Source organism: Acinetobacter sp. KAM396, from assembly GCF_021602765.1.
GTDB lineage: Bacteria > Pseudomonadota > Gammaproteobacteria > Pseudomonadales > Moraxellaceae > Acinetobacter > Acinetobacter towneri_A.
In genome coordinates, this window is record NZ_BPPH01000008.1 from 22,264 (window position 1) to 46,918 (window position 24,655).

Here is a 24,655-nt window from a genome sequence, read left to right on the forward strand (position 1 = left end):
TCACTCAATTCTAACTGAGTATCGAATACGCTTTCCAAGAAAATGCCCTATGCTGATAACCAAAACGTTAAGTATAACGGCTATTCAAAGCAAACCGTCATGCTGGTGGTTGAATTGTTCTGTATTTAAACAGATACGCAATGTGCAGCGACTTGCTCAAAAGTGCATCGCAAACCTACGTGATAAGGGGTTTGTTGCATAAATATGTAAGCATCTGATTTAAATAAATTTAATTTTGGATCAAAAAAAACAATCAAAACTTTTAAAATCACATAGTTATGAAATCTTTGTGCAACAAAGCCATTCAGCATTCTCACTGCTTACTTCGGTTGCATACGAATTGCGCCATCTAAACGAATCACCTCACCATTTAAATAACTATTTTCAAAAATATGGCCTACCAAATGTGCAAATTCTTCGGGTTTTGCCAAACGTGGTGGAAATGGCACCATTTGCCCTAAAGCATCTTGTACTTGCTGTGGCAATGCTTTCAGCATCGGGGTTTCCATAATACCAGGTGCAATCGTCATTACTCGAATAGCTTCACGTGCCAGTTCACGTGCTAAAGGCAATGTCATTCCCACAATTGCACCTTTTGATGCAGAATACGCGCTTTGTCCAATTTGCCCATCAAACGCAGCAACAGAAGCAGTATTCACAATCACGCCACGTTCTTCTTCATCGGCGACTAAGTCATATTTCGCCATAAGTTGTACTGCAAAACGGATCATATTAAAACTGCCCGCGACATTAATATTCAGCACTTTTTGGAACATCGCCAAATCATGCAAACCATCACGTCCCAAGACTTTGGCTGATGGTGCAATGCCTGCACAATTCACCAAACCATTTAACTGTCCGTATTTATGCTCGATATGGTTAAAAAGCTGCTGTACTTGGTTTTCATCGGTTACATCTACAGCCACGAAATCTGCATTTTCGCCCAATTGCTGTTGAAGTTGCTGCCCAAGTTCCTGATTCATATCAACCAAAATAACTTTTGCACCTTGCGCAACTAAATGTTTTGCAGTCGCAGCACCTAAACCCGATGCACCACCCGTGACGACACAGACTTTTCCTTGAATTTTCATTATATTTTCCTTATAAATTTTCAGTTTAATACAACTTAAGAAGTAAATTAATCACGCACAAGCTAGAGTACACTTTCCAAACCCTGCATCGACTATGATGTATCTGAACACTCAACTTGTAAATGGAATACCGCACCATCCCAACAATGCAACTCAGCTCGCGTACAGCAAAGCTTCAATTGTAATTGCTTTAGTCTATAAAGCTTTCACGCTGTACAGCAACAAGGGATATACATACGATTTTTAACGACGGCGGAACTCCTATAGAGCTATTAAACGCCAATAAAGCTCGGGTGCCTAATCTTCAATACGGGCAATTGTGGAATGCATTAGCAAACGCCATGAATGATGAATTTTTTGGCATGGACAGCCACGAAATTCGTCCTGATATTTATCAACTCTTGCCAAAATGACTCTTGTCAAAATGGATGTACCCAGCCGAGCATTTAAAAGCTAAATTGGAGGATATTTTAAAAAATTTTAATTTGGTACTGGGTATTTTCTAGGTGAATTAAACGTGGTTGGTGAATATGAAGTCTTGATCATTTAAACAAACGTCTTTTAGTTTTTTAAAGCGTTAAAAAAACCCACATGGGCTGAGCCATGAAATCCCTAAACCATAAATTTGCTTAGCACCAGTTGAATGGTGAGAACTGAACGAATTAACCCAACAATTTATTATGTCTGAAGCAAAGAACCAACGCGCATTTTAAGAAGGAAGGCACTAGCTAGCAGCAATAAAAATGAATTCCGTAGAGCTATGGCAATTGAATTATTGAGCAAACTCAACAATCATTTCAAGAAATTAGCGATCAAATAAATTTCCATGATCCTCGTACTATTCATCGTACATTTAAAAAATGGATCAGGTCAATCATGGTACATCTCGACAATGTACTAAAAGCTCATAACTGAAAACACATAATTGCGTGACTTATCACCCACTATCAACGCACTCTTTTCGGCATATTACAAACAACTTAATGATAAAAGAAGACTCCTCACAGGGCTTTCAATCATGGCAGTGAACTGAACGTTCATCGGCGCAGCATTGCCAAAGGATGAAATATAGTTTACTTTTCAATCTATTTAAAGCATAAATTTTATGCACTTCGGCTGTCATACTCCCCCTGTAATATTAAATGTACGAGCATCTTTGGAGGTTTACCCATGCTTAAGATGATGGATGTACTTGAACAAACTCTAGTTCAAAATTTCTCTCACTCACTCAACCAAGCTTCTGACCAATTAGACGAATTACTTAATCAAAGTATTCTAGATACCTCAGAAGAGCAGTTACGTAAAGTCATGTCCGCATTTTTCAAACGAGAAGATGCACTTGAAACAGCGCAAGCCCTAGATATTTGTCAAGAAGATTTACAATCTTTGCAAGCGGGTTTAGCACTTAAAGATGAACACCTGAGCGATACCGCTATAATTGTTGCGCTATGTTTAGCTTTAGAAACAGACAGTTTGGCACACGTTGAAATTCCTGACTGTTTGCAAGATTACCCGATGTAAGCTAAAACTTTGAGCATTCAGTTGCTGAAAGTATTGAAAAGTGATGTTTTGATGGCATCACTTTTTTATTGCCTATTATATTATCGAATAAAAAAAGAATTTAAGTTGCTTGCTACTTTTTAAATCAAAAGCTGGTTACCAACTTGATAAGTGTTGTTTGTCTATGAAACACTAAGGAAGATTTAAGGATGGATCAAGATGATTATTCGCAATAAAAACAACAGCTTTACTCTCCTGTTTGCATGGTATGGGACAATTTTGCCCACGGTATTACCGGCACTTGCAATTGTGGTCATCCTTTCTACTATTTTGGTGTATTTATCTTCCCACCACTTTTTTCAAGTGCCTAGCGTACCTGCTATTGGCTTTACTATTTTCGGGATTATTTTGTCGATTTTCCTCAGTTTTAGAAATAACGCCAGTTATGAGCGTTGGTGGGAAGGTCGAAAATTATGGGGGACGTTAATCGCAACATCACGGCATATTTCACGTGACTCATACGTATTGCCAGATCAGCAGCGTCGAGTCTTGATGTATCGGGTGATGCTGTTTAGTAATTTATTGCGCAACCGTTTACGCAATCAAAACCAACCCATTGATTTTTACCAAAACAAAGTCAATCTGACACCTGCAGATTATGATGCTTTATTTCCACATATCAATGCTGCACAGTTTATTTTAGAAAGCATTCAAAAAGAGTTAGTCCGCGCACTTAAAACAGGTGAAATTTCCGATATTATTTATCAAGGCTTGAATCGACACATAGTTGAATTGGGTAATGTGCAAGCAGGTTGTGATCGAATTCTCAGCACCCCCTTGCCTTTTTCTTATTCGGTTCTGTTACACCGCACTGTGTATTGCTTCTGCTTTATTTTGCCTTTTAGTTTAGAAGCAAGTTTAGGAATCTGGACACCCATTTTAGTGGGTTTAATTGCCTATTTATTCTTAGGTTTAGATGCACTCAGCGAACAACTTGAAGAACCTTTTGGCTTGCAAGACAATGATTTGCCACTCAACTCTATGGTGCGTTTAATTGAACGAGAAATGCTGAGTTCACTTGGCGAGGAATTACCGCCTGCAATTTTGGCAGTGAAAGGCAACCTAAGCTGAAATCAGTTGAGTTGAGACTCGTATATGAGTCTTAAACCTAGACCCTGCTCGTCATTTGTCTATGTTTGCGAGCAAAGAAGTAAATCTCACAGGTTCTTTAGCTGATTCGATCATTCGCCAACAAGCCATTGCGCCAAAGTCACCCGATCATTGCCTGCATAATCTTTGACTGTACGAATTTCCGAAAAACCGTGTTCTGCAAAAATCGCTTGCACAGCTAATGCTTGGTCATAACCATGTTCCAGTGCAATCCAAGCATTTGCTTTTAGCCAGTACTTACCCTGCGAAATAATCTGCACAATATCTGCCAAACCCTGATCTGCTGCCACCAATGCACGTTCAGGCTCTGCTGCTAAAGCAGATATGTGTGCATCATTAGCATCTATATACGGAGGATTAGAGACAATCAAATCAAAACGTGGTTCAGCTTCAGAAGCTAATGCTTCAAACCATGCACCACAGGCAAATTGCACCTGATTTAAAGCATATTTACTTGCATTTTCTTGGGCAACTGCAAGCGTTGGGAGGTAAATATCGGTTGCAGTAATTTGCCAACCTTGACGTTCAGATGCTAAAGCCAAAGCAATTGCCCCTGTACCTGTACCTAAATCGACAACAACAGCATCACGTTGTAATGGCAAAGACAATACAGTTTCGACCAAAATCTCAGTGTCAGGTCTTGGCACCAAAGTATCGTGCGTGACTTTTAAGTCCAGTGTCCAAAATGGCTGAGAACCTGTGATATACGCCAAAGGCTCGCCTGCTGCTATACGTGCTAAAGCATGCACGTACATTTGCTCTTGTTCGGCACTCAATTCCTGATCTGCACGATACTTTAATTCCAGCGCACTCAGTCTTAAAAAATGCTCAAGCAACCAAATATTTTCTTGACGCTCGTAACTGTCGACTTCACCACGTAGCGCCAAGGCTTGTGCAATATTCATTAACCACCGTTTTGATGTGCAAGCATTGCCAACTGATCTGCCTGATATTCACGATGCAGACTATCTAACAATTCAGTTAAATCACCTTCCATTACCGCATCCAACTTATATAAAGTCAGGTTAATTCGATGATCTGTTATCCGTCCTTGCGGATAGTTATAGGTACGAATACGCTCAGAACGGTCACCCGAACCCACCAAATCTCGTCGCATTTCTGAAGTCGCTGCATCTGCCGCTGCACGTTTGGCATTTTCTAAACGCGATGCCAATAACGCCATCGCTTTAGCTTTGTTTTTATGCTGTGAACGCTCTTCCTGACATTCCACCACAGTCCCCGTCGGAATGTGGGTAATACGCACTGCAGAGTCAGTTTTGTTGACGTGCTGACCACCGGCACCCGACGCGCGATATGTGTCAATTCGCAAATCGGCAGGATTAATATCTACCGTAGTATCTACATCTACTTCAGGTAAAATTGCAACGGTACATGCAGATGTATGCACTCGACCTTGCGATTCAGTCGCAGGAACACGTTGCACTCGATGCGCACCACTTTCAAACTTCAAACGGCCATATACACCTTCGCCATTCACCAAGCAAATGACTTCTTTATATCCGCCGTGTTCGCCTTCATTTTCAGATAAAATTTCGATTCTCCAGCCCTGACTTTCTGCATATTTACTATACATGCGGAATAAGTCACCCGAGAAAATTGCGGCTTCATCGCCACCAGTCCCTGCGCGAATCTCTAAATAAGCCGAGTTGGCATCATTCGGGTCTTTGGGAATCATTAAAATATTTAAATCAGCTTCAAGTTGCTGAATCAGTGCTTTATTCTCTCTAATTTCTTCTTGCGCCATTTCCTTAAAGTCAGGATCAGACAACATCGCTTCAGCTGTTTCAATATCAGCTTCGGCTTGTGTGTATTGTGACCAAACTGCCGTAATTTCTTCTAAGTCACTGTGTTCACGTGATAATTCACGAAAACGCTTGTTATCTGAAATCACTTCAATATCTGCCAATAAAGCAGTCAACTCTTCATGCCTGTCAGAAAGCTGATCTAATCGTAAACGCAACGATTCTTTCATTGTTTAAAAAATCTCAATGCAAAGGCTGTTACATGCAACACGCAGCACAGCGAAATAAAAATTGCGCATAGTTTACCGATTCTGCCAATCAAATAACATCATTATTCCGTCTGTACGATGTTTGCAATACTCATCTGCTCAAGTGCAAGTGGCATTTTAGATTATGCTTTGGTGCACTGTGGTCCATGTAAGTTCATAAAATGCTGCAATTAGCGCATGTATTTGATTATTTTTTTTGCAATTTTAATCAAACTCATACAAAGCCCACACCAAAGCACATCAATCTCGTCTGTACTCTCCACATTTTATAAACGGTACTTTGTTAAATTGAGCCCATCGAAATTGATCATAAATAAGTCCTGTAAAAGGACATGGAGTTCAACATGAAACTTAATGCTATGTTAATGACTGCAGCTTTAACCTCAGCTTCTATGCTCAGTGCCAATGTCTATGCAGATAATACCACGCGCGTTGCCGCAGCTAGTGCTTTAGGCAGTGTTGCAGGTACAGCAATTGGTAAAAATATGGGCGGCAATACTGGAGCAACATTGGGTGCTGCATTAGGCGGTGCAGGTGGTGCAGCTGTGGCAAGTAATAAACGTCATCGTACTGAATCTGCAATTGGTGGAGCTTTGGGTGGTGGTGCGGGTTATACCGTTGGTAAAAATATGGGTGGCACCAATGGTGGATATATTGGTTCAGCTTTAGGTGCAGCCGGTGGTGCCGCACTCGGCAATAAAATCTCAAAAGATAAAGAATATGACCGTTACCAAGAACGTAAATGGAAGAAAAAACGCAACCGTCGTTAAGTCTAAAGAATAGATAGAGCAAGTATAGATCAGCAAAAAAGCATCAACACAGGTTTGATGCTTTTTTTATAATTTTTTTCTTATATCCACTCAAATCCAATCCTAACCAATATGAAGTAATTTAGGAGTCCAATTACAAAGTCTTTACCAAATATAGCAAATTGACCTCATTAGCCTTCACGATCTTTGCCATCTGGTTCTATATCTTCATTACATAGCATATCGATAAATATTAGGAGCATCCGCATGAAACTTAATCGTGTTTTATTAGGTAGTGTTATCGCAAGTTCTGCCTTGCTTATGGGTACTGCACATGCCAACGGTACGCGTGTTGCTGTAAGCTCCGCCTTGGGTGGTGCTGTCGGCGCTGCGATTGGTCAGCAAATGGGCGGACAAACTGGCGCAATGATTGGGTCTGCCATTGGTGGTGCAGGTGGTGCGGCGGCTTCTGCCAATAAACGTGACCGTAATGGCGCCATGATTGGTGCTGCTTTAGGTGGGGCTGGTGGATATAGCGTTGGTCGCAATATGGCGGGCAACAATGGTGGCTATGTCGGTGCAGGGCTCGGTTCAGCAGGTGGTGCAGTATTAGGTCAAAAAGTTAGCGAAGACCGTCGTGATGACCGCTATGACAACAAACGCTACGATGATCGTTATGACCGCCGCTATGATAGCCGTGGCTACCGTTACAATGATTACCGTTATAATGACCGTTATCGCAAAGACAATGGCTTACATTTAGGTCACTATAAAAATGGTAAACGTCGTTAATTACTTGCGATACTTCTAACATTCAGCACCTTCGGGTGCTTTTTTGTTTGCTGACGACTTTCATGGATAAATGCATTTATAAAGTATGCTTTATTTTCTGAATGTCTTGCGCTCTTAAGCAGTAATATCTCATGACTCGCCCATATATCGAAAATTTTCGATATACAAAACTAGTGCACCGTCGTATGATAAAACTATCTTTATCAAGCTGGAATAAATGATGCGTTCCCTACAAGACACAAAATTTGCCATTCTTGAGCTTGCGCCTGTACGTGATGATCAGTCAGTACAGTTTTCGCTGCATCATGCACTTGAATTAGCTCAACACGCAGAACAACTCGGCTATGATCGTTTTTGGTTGGCAGAACATCATAATATGGATGGCATTGCCAGCTCGGCAACAGCTGTACTTTTGGGTTATTTATTAGCAAATACTAAAAAAATTAGACTCGGTTCGGGCGGTATTATGCTCCCTAACCACGCTCCGTTAGTGGTCGCTGAACAGTTTGGAACTTTAGCGACTCTATATCCTAATCGTATTGAACTTGGTTTAGGTCGCGCTCCAGGCACTGATCAAGTTACTATGCGCGCGCTACGTCGTGGGCGCCAAGAAACTGAAGATCAATTTCCGCAAGATGTTTTAGAAATTCTTCATTATTTCAAAGATGCTGAACCACAACAACGGATTGTTGCTACGCCAGGACAAGGTACACACGTTCCTGTATGGTTACTCGGTTCAAGTTTATTTAGCGCACAGCTAGCTGCAAAATTAGGACTACCCTACTCATTTGCCTCACACTTTGCCCCGCGTATGCTTGCTCAAGCCATTCAGTTATATCGGGACAATTTTGAGCCTTCGGAATATTTAGAACGACCTTATGTGTCAATGGGTGTGCCAACCGTGGTTGCAGATACCGATCACGAAGCAGAATTTTTAGCGACCAGTGCCTATCAGCGTGTTTTAGGTTTAATGCGTGGACAAAGCCTAAAACTCAAAGCTCCAGTCGAAAGTATGGAAGGTTTGTGGTCGCCTGCAGAAAAAATGTCCGTCGATAGTTTTTATGGCATGGCACAAATTGGTTCTAAGGCTACAGTCAAAGCAGGATTAGAAAACTTATTGGCAAAGTATGATGTCGATGAGTTTATTTTTTCCTGTGATATCTATGACACAGAAAAACGCTTATACAACTTTGATTTACTCATGCAAATGAAGAAAAATATTTAATTCATTCAACACACCTTACAGCCAAATCAAGGGCTGTAAGGTAACTAAATTCTTAAGGTATTATTGGATCATATGTTAATTTTTAAACAGAAGCTTCTACCCGTTTTCTTTGGCACCTTGTTTACAGTGCTAGGCTGTTCTGAATCGTCACTGAATAATCAAACAGAAATCATCATACCAAAATACAATATTCAGGTGATGGAAGTAATGCTAGCTACAGTGAAGCAATAATTACCCTTGAAGGAAAATGTTTATACTTCTCAGTAAACCAGACGAATTTTTTGCCTATTTTTGCAACTCAACGTGCTTACTGGGATTCAAGAAATGATGTATGAGTCATAGATAATAAAACATATAAAAATGGCGATAGAGTTGCCTATGGTGCTGGTGAAGCGGCTAATATTGATTTAGACTCATATTTATGGATTATAAAACCAAACCCCGCTTGTGTTGAAAATAACACCATTATTATCAATAAATTAATACCACCATTACCAGCTTCCAACTAGATTGGAAATTATTTCAAATACATAAAATTTGTATTTTCTTGTTTTCTGCTACTTAAATCTCCGTCGAATTAATTTTCAATCTTTAGGAATGACTGGCTCGCCTGCACAAAAGACTTTACCAAACAGCACTGCCCCAACAAAATAGAGCAAACGTTCTAATTTATAAAATGAATAAATCAAGAGATTCAGCATGGTCAGTCCTAAACACGACGTTCATAGACACGCTTTTCAAAACTGTTTGACAGATTTTCAAGAGTTCCAAGGCAAATGTATTCCTGCAACTGAAATCAAACACCATGATTTCACTGGTTTACGCGTTGCAGTTATTGGCGCAAATCAGGACAGCGTGGCACAACTCGACAGACTTTGTCAGCAGGCAACATCTGTTCAAGTCTTTCAAATTGCACCGCATTTTGTCTTACCTAGTACCGAGCGTGGTATCCATCGTCTAATTAGCCATCCTTTGATGTTTAAAAATCGACGCTTGTTTAATAACCGCGTCAAAAATATTTTGGCTTTGCGCTTTTTAGATGCTCAAATCAAAGACACTTGGCTCAAACGTCAACTCACACCCAACATTGCTGATACTCATCAACACTATTTCAAATCTGATCATTATTATTTAGCTTTACAACGTGAAAATTGCCATTTGATTACTTGGCCAATTGTTAAAGTCTGCGCAAATAGTGTGCATAGTATTGATGGGCAAGAACATCCAATTGATACCATTATCACTACATTTTAAGTCACGCTAAAAGCTATATCATATAAATAAATAGTAGATTGGTTTTTATTCTATTAAAATCCAATAAAAAAGAGCCAAAATAATCTTTTGGCTCTTTAAATACATATAGTTTGTTTAACCAATACGACGTTTTAAACCTGTCATTTGTAAAATACGAGTTGAAATTTCTTCAATCGACATTTCAGATACATTTAAATATTTAATCCCTTCTGAAATATAAATGCCCTCAATGGCACGCAATTCCATTTGGCACTGATTAAAACTTGCATAACGGCTATTGGCTTTACGTTCAGTACGGATCGCCACAAGGCGTTCAGCATCAATCATTAAGCCAAATAACTTATGTTTATGCGGTTTCAGTACAGCTGGCAAACGGTTGTCATCTAGATCTTCTTCAGTGAGTGGATAGTTGGCCACGCGAATCCCGAACTGTAAAGAAAGGTAGATGGAAGTCGGTGTTTTACCCGAACGCGACACTCCAATCAGAATCAGATCAGCCTTATCATAATGACGTGTTCGTGCTCCATCATCGTTATCTAAGGCGAAATGCACCGCATCAATACGTGCCTTGTAAGATTCAGAATCTGTTACGGCATGCGTCTGCCCGACTAAAGTAGTTGGCGGTGTTCCTAACTCTTCCGAAAGCTTACTGATTAAGCCTTCAAATACATCTAAATTAATCGCTTTAGCGGTGTTTATAATGTCACGCACATATAGGTCAACCAAGGTATCAAACACCAAAGGTAATTGACCGTCTTTTTGTGCTCGAGCATTAATTTCTGCCACCACATTCATAGCCGCTTCTTCAGACGTAATATAAGGATGAATATGAATATCAAAGTCCACATTTGGAAATTGCGCTAAAAGAGAATGTCCTAGGGTTTCAGCCGTTATTGCAGTTCCATCAGAAATAAAAAAAACACTCCGCTTAAATTGTTTACCTTCTGACATTAAAATTCTCCTTAAATATTTGTCTTAGTGCTATATAATCTTTATAGTAAACCGATCTTACATGACTGTCGCTTAGTAAAACCAAATTGCTAAGTAGATTTATTATAATTTCATGACAAGATAGTGATTAATACTGCAAAAGTGGAGTAACAACTTTGGAAGCGCGCGTAATTGGTCTGGAAAAATTAGGGAAACACGATGTTGAGCTCGTGGGTGGGAAAAACTCATCTTTGGGCGAAATGATCAGCCACTTATCTAATGCTGGTGTATCTGTACCAGGTGGCTTTGCAACAACAGCTGCTGCTTATCGTGAATTTCTCGAGCAAAGTGGCCTAAACGCTAAAATTCAAGCAGAGCTAAAAACACTCAATGTAGATGACGTGAATGCGCTTGCTGAAACTGGTGCAAAAATTCGTCAATGGATTGTCGACACTCCGCTTACTGCATCACTAGAACAAGAAATTCGAGTTGCTTTTGAAGCACTCTCTAACGGCAACCCAAACATTGCGGTTGCCGTTCGTTCATCTGCAACTGCAGAAGATCTACCAGACGCATCTTTCGCAGGTCAGCAAGAAACATTCCTCAACATCCGTGGCATCGACAACGTATTAATTGCCATTAAAGAAGTTTTTGCATCTTTGTACAACGACCGCGCGATTTCTTACCGTGTACACCAAAACTTTGACCACGATGTCGTTGCTTTATCTGCAGGCGTACAACGTATGGTGCGTTCAGAAACAGGCGCAGCGGGTGTTATGTTTACCCTAGACACAGAATCTGGCTTCCGGGATGCCGTATTCATCACAGCTTCTTATGGTTTGGGTGAAATGGTGGTTCAGGGTGCGGTTAACCCAGATGAATTCTATATTTCTAAGCCTTTATTAAAAGCAGGCAAACATGCAGTTTTACGTCGTAACCTTGGCTCTAAACACCAAAAAATGATTTATGGTGAAGAAGGCGCGGCTGGTAAATCTGTAGTTGTGGTCGATGTTGAAAAACAAGATCGCCAACAATTCTCTTTAAATGATCATGAACTTCAAGAATTAGCAAAACAAGCTTTAATTATTGAGGAACACTATCAAGCGCCTATGGATATTGAATGGGCAAAAGATGGTGATGACGGTCAAATCTACATCGTTCAAGCACGTCCTGAAACTGTAAAAAGCCGTGAAAATGTCGGCACTATGGAACGCTACCTATTAAAACAAAAAGGTACGGTCATTTGTGAAGGTCGTTCAATTGGTCAGCGTATCGGTTCTGGTAAAGTTCGCGTTGTAACGTCTATTAAAGAAATGGACAAAGTTCAGGAAGGTGACGTACTTGTTTCAGACATGACTGACCCAGACTGGGAACCGGTAATGAAACGTGCTGCTGCAATTGTTACTAACCGTGGTGGTCGTACTTGTCACGCTGCAATTATTGCACGTGAATTAGGTGTACCTGCAATTGTAGGTTGTGGTAATGCAACTGAAGTTTTGACTGATGGTCAGGAAGTTACTGTTTCTTGTGCCGAAGGCGACACAGGTTTCATTTATGAAGGTGCTTTAGATTTTGAAGTTCAAAAGAACTCTATCGAATCTATGCCTAAACTTCCGTTCAAAATCATGATGAACGTCGGCAACCCAGACCGCGCATTTGACTTTGCTCAAATTCCAAACGAAGGTATTGGACTTGCACGTTTAGAATTCATCATCAACCGTATGATTGGCGTGCATCCTAAAGCATTACTTAACATTGACAGCTTGCCACGTGAAACACGTGCGGCAGTTATGGCGCGTACTGCGGGTTATTCATCACCAATCGAATTCTATGTAGAAAAATTAGTTGAAGGTATTTCTACCCTTGCTGCTGCATTCGCTGACAAACCAGTGATTGTGCGTATGTCTGACTTCAAATCAAACGAATACGCAAACTTAATTGGCGGTAAGTTATACGAGCCTGAAGAAGAAAACCCAATGTTGGGCTTCCGTGGTGCAAGCCGCTATGTGTCTGACAATTTCCGTGACTGCTTCGAGCTTGAATGTCGTGCCTTGAAAAAAGTACGTGACGAAATGGGCTTAACCAACGTACAAATTATGATTCCATTTGTACGTACCGTTGCTGAAGCAAAACGTGTGATCGAATTGCTTGCGCTAAATGGTTTAAAACGTGGTGAAAATGGTCTAAAAGTGATCATGATGTGTGAATTACCAACCAACGCATTATTGGCTGAACAATTCCTTGAGCACTTCGATGGTTTTTCTATCGGTTCAAATGACTTAACTCAGTTAACACTTGGTTTAGACCGTGATTCAGGTATTGTTTCTCACCTGTTTGATGAACGTGACCCTGCTGTGAAAGCATTACTTTCTATGGCAATTCACGCATGCCGTAAAGCAGGTAAATATGTCGGTATCTGTGGTCAAGGTCCTTCAGATCACCCTGACCTTGCGCGTTGGTTGATGGAACAAGGTATTGAATCTGTATCTTTAAACCCAGACTCAGTTTTAGACACTTGGTTCTTCCTTTCTGAAGAAAAAGCTCAACAAGCGTAATAAAACGTGTTAAAAGAAAACCCATGCACCTGCGTGGGTTTTTTTTCAAATTCATTTTTTGAGATTTTATATTTATGCAAATTTACTTGGCACGAAATAATCAACAAGCTGGGCCATACACCTTAGAGCAGCTCAACCAAATGCTCGCAAGCCAACAAGTGTTGCTGACAGATTTGGCTTGGCACCAAGGCATGAGCGAATGGAAAGCTTTAGGTGAACTCACCCAAGGTAAACTTGTATATGAACCACAAGGCTATGTCAGCACGCCACCTGCCCCTGAACATTCACCGTTTCAAAATACAGATTACACGGCTACAAACACATCACGACCAAATTCAGCATTATCAAATTCAAGAACACAGGCAACGAAAAATGAATTGGCGAGCATTAACCAACGTGCTTTAGCCAAAATTATAGATATGTTGTTATGGTTGCCTGCAGCAGCGCTTCCCTCTTTTTTCTTAAGTGCTGACCAGTTTGAACAATTGTCTGGTTTGCAACAAAAAATGCAGACCGCAACAACGTCTGATCAAGCCATTCAATTGCAAACTGAACTCTTTCAGCTGATTCCAATGCAAGCTTGGCAAGCCATGGCAATTTACTTATTGATTATGCTGGGCATACAAGCCTTCCTATTGGCTAAAACTGGACAAAGTATTGGCAAACGTCTGACTAAAATTAAAATTGTCGATGCTGAAAGCAATGAAAAAGTCAGCCTAATGCGTGTGTTTACTATTCGCTCTATCATTTTCATTATTTTGAATATGATGTTTATGCCCTTTATCACAATTTTAGATTATGGCTTTGCATTTGGTGCAAAACGACAAGCGTTACACGATAAACTTGCCAAAACCAAAGTCGTAAAGCAATAATTTGATTTTTATTTACTCAGGGATGATTGATCATCCCTTTTTTCTTACAGCATTGATAAATATAAATAAATTAAAATTAGCACAAATAATTCCGAGTATAAAAATTGGTTTTTATTCCTTCCACTTAAAGCCGCTTTATGTGTAGCTTAGTTTGTCGATATCAGGCATAATGCCCTACAACGTAGCGGTGTCCGATGATTAAGAAGACTTTTTCATCTTTTTGATATCTTTTTAATCATGTGACACTTTAATCGCTATCCCATATTAAATTAGGGAATGGGACTCTTCACCGAGGTTGTAAAATGAGACAAACGATTTTAGCTGTATTGTCTTTATCTACGATGGCTACACTCTTAACTGGGTGTGGCGGTGATTTAGTACTTCTGAACTCAAAAGGTCCAGTTGCAGCAGGTCAAAGTAACCTGATGATGACTGCGATTTACCTGATGCTATTGGTGGTTATTCCATCTGCAATTATGGCATTGTGGTTCGGTTGGAAATATCGCGCATCGAATAAAGACGCAGACTATCAACCAACATGGTCACACTCTACTGCAATTGAAATTGTAGTATGGGGTATACCTGTTATTATTATTTGTATTTTAGCTTGGTTAACTTGGTGGGGTTCCCACAAGTACGACCCTTACCGTCCGCTAGAATCCGAAAAAGCTCCTTTAACTGTTCAAGTTATTGCTGAACAATTTAAATGGATCTTCATCTACCCAGAACAGAACATTGCGACTGTTAACGAATTGCGCTTCCCAGAGCAAACGCCTGTAAGCTTACGTTTAACATCTAACTTCACAATGAACTCGTTCTTTATCCCTGCATTATCTGGTCAGATTTATGCAATGGCGGGTATGCAAACTCACTTGAACGTTTTAGCAGACAACACGGGCGAATTCCGTGGTTTCTCATCTAACTACTCAGGTTATGGTTTCTCGCAAATGCGCTTTAAAGCTCACTCTGTAACTCAAGCTGATTTTGAGCAATGGGTATCAGCTGTTAAAGCAGGTCAAGGTACGACTATCAATCCTCAAGCTGTTCAAAAATCAGTTTTAGACCAAGTTGAATTTGCTTCTTTACGTGACGGTAACCGTTCACAGAAACAAATTGACGCAATGGTTCGTAACGCCAAAACTGAATTAGAGAAAAAACTTGCTGCAACAGCTTTAAAAGAAGGTCCATATAAGACTCAGCCACATCCTGTGACTTATTACTCTTCTGTTGAGCAAGGCTTGTTTGAATCAGTGATCAATAACTATATGAGTAACTACCATGGTGCTGACCATTCAGCTCCTGTAGTGGCTGGTGAAGCGCCTGCTTCTGAAACTCATGTAGCAGTTGAACATACGACTGCTTCTCAAGGGGAATAAGACATGAGCTTTTTAGGTAAGTTAGGTCCAGATGCAATTCCTTACGATCCAATCGTATTGGTAACTGTTGCAGCGATGATCTTAGGTGGCCTTGCAGTTGTTGCTGGGATTACCTACTTCAAAAAATGGGGCTACTTGTGGAACGAATGGTTCACCACTGTAGACCATAAAAAAATCGGTATCATGTATATCTTTGTATCTGTCATCATGCTACTGCGTGGCTTTGCAGATGCGCTTATGATGCGTCTTCAACTGTTCCTTGCAAAAGGTGGTGGTGAAGGCTATTTACACCCAGAACACTATGACCAGATTTTCACCGCCCACGGTGTAATCATGATCTTCTTCGTGGCAATGGGTCTTGTTGTTGGCTTAATGAACATCTCTGTACCATTACAGATTGGTGCTCGTGACGTTGCCTTCCCGTTATTAAACTCTTTAAGCTTCTGGTTATTCGCTGGTGCTGCAGGTTTAATGATGGCTTCACTTGCATTAGGTGAGTTCGCTGCGACAGGTTGGATGGCTTATCCTCCTCTATCTGGTATCGAATACTCTCCAGGTGTTGGTGTTGACTACTATATATGGGCACTTCAGGTTTCTGGTCTAGGTACGCTTCTTACTGGTGTTAACTTCTTTGTTACCATCATCAAAATGCGTGCGCCTGGCATGAAACTTATGGACATGCCTATTTTCACTTGGACAGCATTAGTTACTGCGGTACTTATCATTGCAACTTTCCCGGTTTTAACTGCGACAATTGCGATGTTAACGCTTGACCGTTACTTCGGTTTCCACTTCTTTACCAACGACATGGGTGGTAGCCCAATGTTGTATGTAAACTTGATTTGGACATGGGGTCACCCAGAAGTATATATCTTAGTATTACCAGCATTTGGTATTTACTCTGAAGTAACTGCGACTTTTGCGCGCAAAACTTTGTTCGGTTACAAATCAATGGTGTACGCAACCGTTGCAATTGGTGTGTTATCACTTGTTGTATGGGTTCACCACTTCTTTACCATGGGTGCAGGTGCCAACGTTAACGCGTTCTTCGGTATCATGACCATGATTATTGCGATTCCTACTGGTGTGAAAATCTTCTCTTGGTTATTCACTATGTACAAGGGTCGTATTACCTACACTACCCCAATGCTATGGACACTTGGCTTCCTTGTGACTTTCGGTATCGGTGGTTTAACAGGTGTATTAATGGCAGTTCCACCAGCGGACTTCCTTGTACACAACTCTTTATTCTTGATTGCTCACTTCCATAACGTAATTATTGGTGGTGTTGTATTCGCGATGTTCGCAGGTATCATTTTCTACTGGCCAAAAATGTTTGGTTGGAGACTGAATGAGACTTGGGGTAAAGCAGCATTCTGGTTCTGGTTCTTCGGTTTCTACTTTGCATTCATGCCGTTGTATATCCTTGGTTTCATGGGTATGACACGTCGTTTGAATACTTATGACAACCCTGAATGGGATCCATACTTGGCAATTGCATTCTTTGGTTCTGTGTTAATTGCTATTGGTCTATTCTGCTTCGTTATGCAGATCGTGGTTGGTTTCTTACAACGCAACCAACGTTTAGACCTTACAGGCGATCCATGGGATGGTCGCACGCTTGAATGGGCGACTTCTTCTCCAGCACCGTTCTATAACTTTGCTCACCTTCCAAAGATCAATGGTATTGATACTTTCTGGACTGACAAAGAAAATGGTGTTGCATACGCGCGTCCAACGAAGTATGAAGACATCCACATGCCAACCAACCGTGCAGCTGGTTTCATTATTGCAATGTTTATTACAGTAATGGGCTTCGCGTTAATCTGGCATATTTGGTGGTTAGTATTCGTTACATTTATCGCTGCAATCATCAGCTTCATCGTGAGCTCTTTCACGAAGAAAGTGGACTACTATGTTCCTGCTGCTGAAGTTGAGCGTATTGAAAACGAACGCTATGCGCTCCTTGAAAAACACTTGAAGAAGGACTAAGACATGGCTGAAGTACTTCATCACGACAACCACGGACATGATGATCATCACCACGATGATACAGACATCACCGTCTTTGGTTTCTGGACATACTTGATGAGTGACCTTGTACTTTTCGGTACACTCTTCATCGCGTTCGCTGTATTAAGTAGCCACGTTCCAGTAGGCACTCCAACAGCTAAAGATTTGTTTGGCGAGTCATTAGGCTTTGTTCTAACAGAAACTTTTGCCCTGTTGATTTCTTCTGTAACTTTCGGTTTTGCTGTTTTAGCTGCTTACAAGAAAGATGTTGCCAAAGTTCTAACTTGGTTAGGCGTGACATGGGTTTTCGGTGCGATCTTTATTGGTATGGAACTTTACGAGTTCAACCATTTAGTTCATGCTGGACATGGACCTAGCGTGAGTGCGTTCTTATCTGCGTTCTTTACTTTGGTTGGTACGCACGGTATTCACGTAACTTCAGGTTTAGTTTGGATGATCGTGTTAATGGTTCAAATCAAGAAATATGGTTTGACTATTCCGAACATGCGTCGTTTAGCTTGCCTAAGCTTGTTCTGGCACTTCCTTGACATCGTTTGGATCTGTGTATTCAGCGTAGTTTACTTGATGGGAGTTCTCTAATGAGTCACGATCACAACTCTGCTGGTGCATCACACGGTAACACTAAGCAATATACGATTGGCTTTATCCTTTCTGTTATCCTTACCATTATTCCTTTTGGTATGGTTATGGCAGGTGGTTTTGGCCGTGGTATTTTAATTACTGTTATTTCGATTACAGCAGTTGCTCAGATTCTTATTCAATTAATTTATTTCTTGCATATGAATTCTTCTTCAGAGCAACGTTGGAACGTGATTGCATTCGTGTATACCATTCTGACCATTGCCATCCTTTTGGTTGGTTCTGTATGGATCATGAACTACCTACACTACAACATGATGATCTAAACTGGTTGTCATGCTAAAAAAGTATTTATTCCTGACAAAGCCAGGAATTCTCTTTGGTAATTTTATTACCACTTTGGGTGGCTACTTTGTAGCTGCCCAAGGTTCTGTAGATTTCCTTCTCCTACTGCTTACTCTGCTTGGTACAACGCTTGTTGTCGCCTCAGGATGTGTGATCAACAATATTATTGATCAAGACATCGACCAAAAAATGCAACGCACACAAAACCGTGCTTTAGTGCAAAAAACTGTTTCTGTTCCTATTGCGCTGATTTATTCAGTGGTATTGGGCGTCATTGGTTTTAACATTTTATGGTTTGGAGTTAACGCATACGCTTTTCTTTTTGCACTGATTGGTTTTGTGGTTTATGTCGGCTTTTACAGTCTATGGACCAAACGCACAACAATTCATCAAACCATTATTGGCAGTATTTCAGGCGCAAGCCCACCTGTGATTGGTTATACCGCTGTTGCAAATCAATTTGACTTAGCTGCTCTACTTATCTTTTTAGGTTATGCACTTTGGCAAATGCCCCACTCTTGGGCGATTGCAATTTACCGTTTTGATGATTACAAAAATGCGGGTATTCCAATTTTGCCAGTTGCTCGTTCAATTTTTCGAACGAAAATTGAATCACTGATTTATGTGGTGTTATTTACTATTGCCATGAATGGACTGTTTGTATTTGGTTATACAAACTGGCTGTATCTGGTTATTTTAAATGCACTTTGTATTTATTGGTTCTATATTGGCGTCATTGGCTTCAAAGCAGAAAATGATCAATCATGGGCAAAACGCTTTTTCCTATTTTCGGTTATTTTAATTACGGTTGTGAGTTTATGTTTTAGCTTTACAGCAACTGCGCCAAGCACGCAAATCATATTTTTTTAAAAGATAGAGTTTAGCTCTATCTTTTAATGGAGTACCCTCTGCACATTTCACAATTTCAACAACAATTATTTAGCTCCCTTCAATTAATTCATTCTTTAATAACTTCCCACACCAAACTCACCAAAAGTAAGTAACATTTAAATACACAGTAAAAATTTAAACTCTAATCATAGATTCAAAATACCCTACTCTTTTATCCAAGCCGATCTTTTCTTAGACAAAGCCTTGTATTTACTTGGCAAAAGCTCTAGAATTCACGCTTCGCAATTTTGCGACACAACTTCGGTTGTGACTCCTTGCTTCTGGCTCAATTTAGTCAGGGGCTGCATAAACCGTAAGGAGCTGACAATGCGTCACTACGAAATCGTACTTTTGGTACACCCAGACCAAAGCGATCAAGTTGTGGGTATGGTAGAACGTTACCTAACTCACATCAAAGAAGCTGAGGGTCAAATTCACCGTTTAGAAGATTGGGGCCGTCGTCAATTGGCTTACCCAATTAACAAAATTCACAAAGCGCACTACATTCTTATGAACGTTGAATGTGGTCAAACTACGCTTGATGAGTTAGAAGAATTGTTCCGTTATAACGACGCGATCCTTCGTAGCTTGATCATCCGTCGTGAAAACGCTATCACTGAAGAGTCATTATTGGCTAAGAGTGCTGAAGAAAAACGTGCGCGTAAAGCTCAACGTGAAGAAGCACAACACGCTAACCAAGACTCTGCTGAAGCTTAAGGAGAACATCAATGGCACGTTTTTACCGTCGTCGCAAGTTCTGCCGCTTTACAGCTGAGAACGTTACGTACATCGACTACAAAGATATCGATACACTAAAACAGTACATCACTGAAAATGGCAAGATTGTTCCTAGCCGTATTACAGGTACTAAAGCTCGTTACCAACGTCAATTAGCGCTTGCTATTAAACAAGCTCGCTACTTAGCGTTGATCCCTTACACTGACAATCATAAGTGAGGTTGAGCTGTGGATATTATCTTATTACAACGCATTAAGAACCTTGGTAAATTAGGCGATAAAGTTTCAGTTAAAGCTGGTTACGGCCGTAACTACTTGATCCCTCAAGGTAAAGCAGTTGCTGCAACTGAAGCAAACACTGCTGCATTTGAAGCTCGTCGTGCTGAACTTGAGAAACAAGAAGCTGAAATTTTAGCTGCTGCTCAAGCACGTGCTGACCAATTGAACGAAGTTAACATCGTAATCACTGCTAAAGCTGGTGATGAAGGTAAACTTTTCGGTTCTATCGGTACTCGTGACATCGCTGACGCGTTAACGAATGCTGGTCTTGAAGTTGACCGTGCAGAAGTTCGTTTACCAAACGGTGCGCTTCGTCACACTGGTGAATTCAACATCGCAATCCAATTGCACCATGATGTTGTTGCTGAAGTTCTCGTTACTATCGTATCTGAGTAATTTTCTGCAAAAAGAAAGAGCATGCCTAATCGCATGCTCTTTTTTTATCTTTAAAATATGCAAATTATACAAATTTCCTAAATAGTCCTGCACGCTTTGACTTCTCCTTCGCCAAAATCTACTCGCTTTTTTTTCTAGAGGGCGTATCATCGGGAAGTGGAAAGAATATGAGTTTCAAATTCTATCCCCCGTGCATTATTCAGCATTTACTGTTTTAAAAATCAGGGGTTTATATGTCACAGGCGACTGCTAGCGCAAAGCAACATACCGCAAAGTCTGATCTAAAACCAAATGAGAACAGCCCGCTTAAAGAGTTTCGTACCCCACCGCATAACTTAGCCATTGAACAAGCTGTTTTGGCTGCATTGATGACTGTGGCCGAATCTTTTGAACAAGTGGGTGATGTGTTACAAGAGTCTGATTTCTACGCGACACGCCATAAATATATTTTCCGTGCCATTGATTCTTTGTCTAAAGAAAACTCACCTTATGATGCCGTATTGGTGAATGACTGGCTAATTAAACAAAATTTGCTTGAAGCTGCGGGCGGTGAAGAGTATTTAATGCAGCTCATGGCGGACTCGCCTTCTAGTTTTTATAACCTAGAAACCTATGCCACGAAAATTAAAGAATTCTCGACCCTCAGAAACATGATTAAAGTTAGTTCTGAAATTTTACAAAATGCCTATGACACCAAAGGTCGTAGCGTGAGTGAAATTTTAGACTTGGCTGAAACTAATATTTTCCAAATTGCCGAACAACACAATAACAATGCAAAAGCACAAGGCCCAAAAGCCATATCGAGTGTCGTTGCCGACGTATTCGACAAACTTGACGAACTTTCTAAAATGGAAGGTAACATCACAGGCTTAACCACAGGCTTTGTAGAGTTAGATAATAAAACCTCAGGTATGCAAGCGGGTGATTTGATTATTGTCGCTGCGCGTCCATCTATGGGTAAAACCACGTTTGCCATGAATTTGGTCGAAAGTGTTCTGTTTAACAATGACTTGCCTGCTCTTGTCTACTCTATGGAGATGCCTGCAGATTCAATTGCAATGCGTTTGATTTCTGCTTACGGCAAAGTGCATCAGGGGAATTTACGTTCAGGCAAACTCAGTGGCGATGAATGGTCAAAAGTCACAGGCACGATTTTACAACTTCAAGAAAAGCATTTGTATATTGATGACTCATCTGCCCTACCCCCTACGGAAGTACGTGCACGTGCACGACGCATTGCCAAACAACATGGCGGTAAAATTGGCTGCATCATGGTCGATTACTTGCAATTAATGAAAGTCCCAGGCATGGGCGATAACCGTGTCGGCGAGATTTCAGAAATTTCACGTAGCTTAAAAGCCTTAGCCAAAGAGATGAACTGCCCTGTGATTGCTTTGTCGCAGCTGAACCGTTCCTTAGAGAACCGACCTAATAAACGCCCTGTAATGTCAGACTTGCGTGAATCTGGTGCGATTGAGCAGGATGCGGACTTAATCATGTTTATTTACCGCGACGAAGTTTATAATAAAGAATCTAAAGAAGCAGGCACTGCCGAAATTATTATTGGTAAACAGCGTAACGGCCCCATTGGTACGGTACGTCTTGCCTTTGAAGGACAATACACGCGTTTTAGTAACTTATCTCCTGAGTATTATGCTCAGTATGATGATGAAGAGTAATGCTTGCATTGGTCTTTTTTATTAAAACCATAATTTAATCTGACTTATTAACTTTGCCCACCATAGTTTCCAACTTGAGACTAAATTTAAATTTTGACTATTGTCTTCCATTTCAAATGATGGAAATGCTTTATTAAGTTGTTCACATGTTGGATATTTTTGTTGAAGTTTTGCTAAGTAATGCGCTTGATCATATTGTATAAAACCATCTAAAATCCCAACCTCTGCTCTATCGACTGTAGAACAATTTGAGGTCTGCTTATTCCAAGCTAAAAATGGGACAATCGGTTTAGATAAAACAAGCTGGTCATTCTTACAGTTTAATGTTGCAAATGAAACTACTTGATATTGCTGGGGTTTAGCACCATCTGGTGCATAAGCTAAACCAATAATTAATTGGTTTTTAGCTGTACTTTTACCTGAAAATCCACTGTACCATTGGGTAGGCTTTTTATATTTAACCTCATCTAGTATTGAGCGAAAAATAAATTGACCTGAACTGATTTCAAAAATGAAGTCTGAACTCTCCTGTACTGCCAGTGAATCTTGGTAACGGGCAATAAATACGTCATTGGGTGAATGTGGCATACAAGCCATAACTGACTGACAAAAAAATAAAGTACTCCATCCCAGATAACAAAATATTTTCATCATTTATTCAACATATCCAAGTTTAAAATGCATTGTTTAATCTCTCTTTGAGTTCATTTAAATTACGAACCCACTCTCCGCACTCATTTGATTCTTGCCCAACTCGTACAGTTCAGAATTTTCCTGAGTGAGAGCATCTAAAGCCAGGATAGCTTTTAGAATGTATAATTTTATATAAAATAGAGCCTGAAACTTTTACAAATTACTTGCAATCAATAACCTAAAAGATTTTTCGATCTTATGACAATTTATGATCAAAAACTTAGATGGTCATGTCTATTTGAGGTCGATAAGTCTACAATAGTGAATATTTTTAAATAGAACTATTTTTAGTATTTATTTATCAATCCACAGTGTATCTAACACAAATTACCAATTGTCATTCCCAAGGAGTCACGAGGGTGCGCCGAGCAACAATTTATATTGACAGTCAGGCACTGCAATATAATTTAAACCGTGTTAAACAACTTGCCCCAACAGCGAAAATTGTCAGTATGGTCAAGGCCAATGCTTATGGACATGGTGTAAAAGACTGCTTAGCATCCTTAAAGGATAGCGATGCCTTTGGTGTCGCTTGCGTTGAAGAAGCCTTAGAAATCCGAGAGTTGGGATATACACAGCCCATCACCCTGATTGAAGGTGTCTTTTCTGCTGAAGAAATGCAAAGTGTGTTGGCACACAAATTAGAATGTGTGGTGCATCATCAAGCACAGCTCAATTGGCTACTGCAACATAAAGATGATTACATCGCACAAGGCTTAAAAGTCTGGGTCAAACTCAACAGCGGCATGAATCGTTTAGGTTTTAAAATTCCTGAAATTATTGATGTGATTCACATGCTCAAAGCCGAAGGTTTTACCAGTGTGTTAACCATGCATTTTGCAAATGCTGATGGTGACCATGCTTTAAACGATCAACAAATTGCACAATTTTTGCATGTCAAAGACAATTGCAGTCCTATTCTTGCTTCTTGCTGCAACTCTGCTGCAATCTATCGTTATCCCGAATTGCATTTTGATTATGTACGCCCAGGCATTATGCTTTACGGAGCAACGCCTTTTGCCGCACATAATGTGCATACACTGGACTTGAAGCCTGTGATGACTTTAAATGCAGAAGTCATTGCACTCAATGAAATTGATGCAGGTGAACACGTTGGCTACGGTTCAACCTTTACTGCAGAACAAGCCATGCGAATCGCTATTGTTTCAATTGGCTATGGTGATGGCTATCCACGTACATTTGTGCAGCCGAATTTTGTTGCGATTGGTTTAAAATTAACGCCCGTGCTTGGTCGTGTGTCAATGGATATGATTGCCATTGATGTCACAGGTTTGGACGTTGAATTAGGCACACAAGTTGAATTATGGGGCAAACACCGATTAGTGGATGATGTTGCTACGGCCAATGGCACGATTGGTTATGAGTTATTATGTCGTTTAAGTTCTCGTCCACAGCGTAAGGCAACTAGCATTTAGCATTCTTTTTTTGGATCTGTTGCATGTAGCAGTTTTGTTG

At 40.4% G+C, this 24,655-nt stretch carries 24 protein-coding genes; 19 read left to right on the forward strand and 5 right to left on the reverse strand.

Translation table 11 applies throughout. The features are described from left to right. Positions 1–320: 320 nt before the first annotated feature. Entirely contained in the window at positions 321–1,091 is a 771-nt protein-coding gene (locus tag L6C30_RS06160; RefSeq protein WP_236162651.1) for a 3-hydroxyacyl-CoA dehydrogenase, read from the reverse strand. Between the two features lie 263 nt (positions 1,092–1,354). Here L6C30_RS06160 and L6C30_RS06165 point away from each other — a divergent pair, with 263 nt between their 5' ends. The 3 genes from L6C30_RS06165 (at position 1,355) to L6C30_RS06175 (ending at position 3,722) form a co-directional block, all read left to right on the forward strand. Continuing rightward, entirely contained in the window at positions 1,355–1,504 is a 150-nt protein-coding gene (locus L6C30_RS06165) for an AraC family transcriptional regulator ligand-binding domain-containing protein (RefSeq protein WP_236162661.1), read from the forward strand. A gap of 757 nt (positions 1,505–2,261) precedes the next feature. After that, positions 2,262–2,612: a hypothetical protein gene (locus tag L6C30_RS06170; RefSeq protein ID WP_236162650.1), complete on the forward strand. Its 351-nt coding sequence runs from the start codon at positions 2,262–2,264 to the stop codon at positions 2,610–2,612. Positions 2,613–2,810: 198 nt separating this feature from the next. Further along, positions 2,811–3,722, forward strand: coding sequence for a bestrophin family protein (locus L6C30_RS06175; protein ID WP_070152005.1), 912 nt, complete (start codon positions 2,811–2,813; stop codon positions 3,720–3,722). 110 nt (positions 3,723–3,832) lie between these two features. Here the strand turns inward: L6C30_RS06175 and prmC are convergent, their stop codons facing one another. Together prmC and prfA are read right to left on the reverse strand one after the other, a co-directional pair. After that, a complete protein-coding gene (gene prmC / locus L6C30_RS06180) occupies positions 3,833–4,666 on the reverse strand; it encodes a peptide chain release factor N(5)-glutamine methyltransferase (protein WP_230245079.1) in 834 nt (277 codons plus the stop codon). Beyond that, entirely contained in the window at positions 4,666–5,754 is a 1,089-nt protein-coding gene (gene prfA, locus L6C30_RS06185; protein ID WP_230245080.1) for a peptide chain release factor 1, read from the reverse strand. The genes prmC and prfA overlap by 1 nt, the downstream gene beginning before the upstream one ends. Positions 5,755–6,137: 383 nt before the next feature. On the opposite strand from prfA, the gene L6C30_RS06190 reads away from it, so the two are divergent. From L6C30_RS06190 to L6C30_RS06205, 4 genes are all read left to right on the forward strand, one after another. Beyond that, positions 6,138–6,563, forward strand: a complete 426-nt coding sequence (locus tag L6C30_RS06190) for a glycine zipper 2TM domain-containing protein (protein WP_019838267.1) — start codon at positions 6,138–6,140, stop codon at positions 6,561–6,563. A 246-nt stretch (positions 6,564–6,809) separates the two neighbouring features. Next, the gene (locus L6C30_RS06195; RefSeq protein ID WP_019838268.1) at positions 6,810–7,334 is read left to right on the forward strand and encodes a hypothetical protein; all 525 of its coding nucleotides are present in this window, start codon (positions 6,810–6,812) and stop codon (positions 7,332–7,334) included. 220 nt (positions 7,335–7,554) lie between these two features. After that, complete coding sequence (locus L6C30_RS06200) at positions 7,555–8,559, forward strand: LLM class flavin-dependent oxidoreductase (protein ID WP_230245081.1); 1,005 nt, start codon at positions 7,555–7,557, stop codon at positions 8,557–8,559. A 699-nt stretch (positions 8,560–9,258) separates the two neighbouring features. Then, positions 9,259–9,813, forward strand: coding sequence for a hypothetical protein (locus tag L6C30_RS06205; protein WP_019837976.1), 555 nt, complete (start codon positions 9,259–9,261; stop codon positions 9,811–9,813). A gap of 114 nt (positions 9,814–9,927) precedes the next feature. Here the strand turns inward: L6C30_RS06205 and L6C30_RS06210 are convergent, their stop codons facing one another. Next, complete coding sequence (locus tag L6C30_RS06210; RefSeq protein WP_019837977.1) at positions 9,928–10,764, reverse strand: pyruvate, water dikinase regulatory protein; 837 nt, start codon at positions 10,762–10,764, stop codon at positions 9,928–9,930. A 155-nt stretch (positions 10,765–10,919) separates the two neighbouring features. Here L6C30_RS06210 and ppsA point away from each other — a divergent pair, with 155 nt between their 5' ends. From ppsA to dnaB, 11 genes are all read left to right on the forward strand, one after another. Then, positions 10,920–13,298 (forward strand): phosphoenolpyruvate synthase, encoded by a 2,379-nt coding sequence (ppsA, locus tag L6C30_RS06215; protein ID WP_019837978.1) that lies wholly within the window; start codon positions 10,920–10,922, stop codon positions 13,296–13,298. Positions 13,299–13,372: 74 nt separating this feature from the next. After that, positions 13,373–14,170 carry an RDD family protein gene (locus tag L6C30_RS06220; RefSeq protein ID WP_019837979.1) on the forward strand — a complete coding sequence of 266 codons (798 nt, stop codon included), beginning with the start codon at positions 13,373–13,375 and terminating at the stop codon, positions 14,168–14,170. 302 nt (positions 14,171–14,472) lie between these two features. Next, positions 14,473–15,546 carry a ubiquinol oxidase subunit II gene (gene cyoA / locus L6C30_RS06225; protein ID WP_236162649.1) on the forward strand — a complete coding sequence of 358 codons (1,074 nt, stop codon included), beginning with the start codon at positions 14,473–14,475 and terminating at the stop codon, positions 15,544–15,546. A 3-nt stretch (positions 15,547–15,549) separates the two neighbouring features. After that, a complete protein-coding gene (gene cyoB, locus L6C30_RS06230; RefSeq protein ID WP_019837981.1) occupies positions 15,550–17,538 on the forward strand; it encodes a cytochrome o ubiquinol oxidase subunit I in 1,989 nt (662 codons plus the stop codon). A gap of 3 nt (positions 17,539–17,541) precedes the next feature. After that, entirely contained in the window at positions 17,542–18,159 is a 618-nt protein-coding gene (gene cyoC / locus L6C30_RS06235; protein WP_019837982.1) for a cytochrome o ubiquinol oxidase subunit III, read from the forward strand. Continuing rightward, positions 18,159–18,485, forward strand: a complete 327-nt coding sequence (locus L6C30_RS06240; RefSeq protein WP_004973158.1) for a cytochrome o ubiquinol oxidase subunit IV — start codon at positions 18,159–18,161, stop codon at positions 18,483–18,485. The genes cyoC and L6C30_RS06240 overlap by 1 nt, the downstream gene beginning before the upstream one ends. Positions 18,486–18,495: 10 nt before the next feature. Next, positions 18,496–19,374 carry a heme o synthase gene (cyoE, locus tag L6C30_RS06245; protein ID WP_230245083.1) on the forward strand — a complete coding sequence of 293 codons (879 nt, stop codon included), beginning with the start codon at positions 18,496–18,498 and terminating at the stop codon, positions 19,372–19,374. Between the two features lie 348 nt (positions 19,375–19,722). Further along, positions 19,723–20,112: a 30S ribosomal protein S6 gene (gene rpsF / locus L6C30_RS06250; protein ID WP_004973153.1), complete on the forward strand. Its 390-nt coding sequence runs from the start codon at positions 19,723–19,725 to the stop codon at positions 20,110–20,112. A gap of 11 nt (positions 20,113–20,123) precedes the next feature. Further along, complete coding sequence (rpsR, locus tag L6C30_RS06255) at positions 20,124–20,351, forward strand: 30S ribosomal protein S18 (RefSeq protein ID WP_004719336.1); 228 nt, start codon at positions 20,124–20,126, stop codon at positions 20,349–20,351. A gap of 9 nt (positions 20,352–20,360) precedes the next feature. After that, positions 20,361–20,807 carry a 50S ribosomal protein L9 gene (gene rplI / locus L6C30_RS06260; protein WP_004973150.1) on the forward strand — a complete coding sequence of 149 codons (447 nt, stop codon included), beginning with the start codon at positions 20,361–20,363 and terminating at the stop codon, positions 20,805–20,807. A gap of 233 nt (positions 20,808–21,040) precedes the next feature. After that, positions 21,041–22,486, forward strand: a complete 1,446-nt coding sequence (gene dnaB / locus L6C30_RS06265; protein WP_004973149.1) for a replicative DNA helicase — start codon at positions 21,041–21,043, stop codon at positions 22,484–22,486. A gap of 21 nt (positions 22,487–22,507) precedes the next feature. On the opposite strand, the gene L6C30_RS06270 is transcribed toward dnaB, so the two are convergent. Further along, on the reverse strand, positions 22,508–23,074 hold the full coding sequence (locus L6C30_RS06270; protein WP_230245638.1) for a hypothetical protein: 567 nt from the start codon (positions 23,072–23,074) through the stop codon (positions 22,508–22,510). 464 nt (positions 23,075–23,538) lie between these two features. Here L6C30_RS06270 and alr point away from each other — a divergent pair, with 464 nt between their 5' ends. After that, positions 23,539–24,615, forward strand: a complete 1,077-nt coding sequence (gene alr, locus L6C30_RS06275) for an alanine racemase (protein WP_230245084.1) — start codon at positions 23,539–23,541, stop codon at positions 24,613–24,615. The last annotated feature ends 40 nt before the right edge of the window (positions 24,616–24,655 follow it).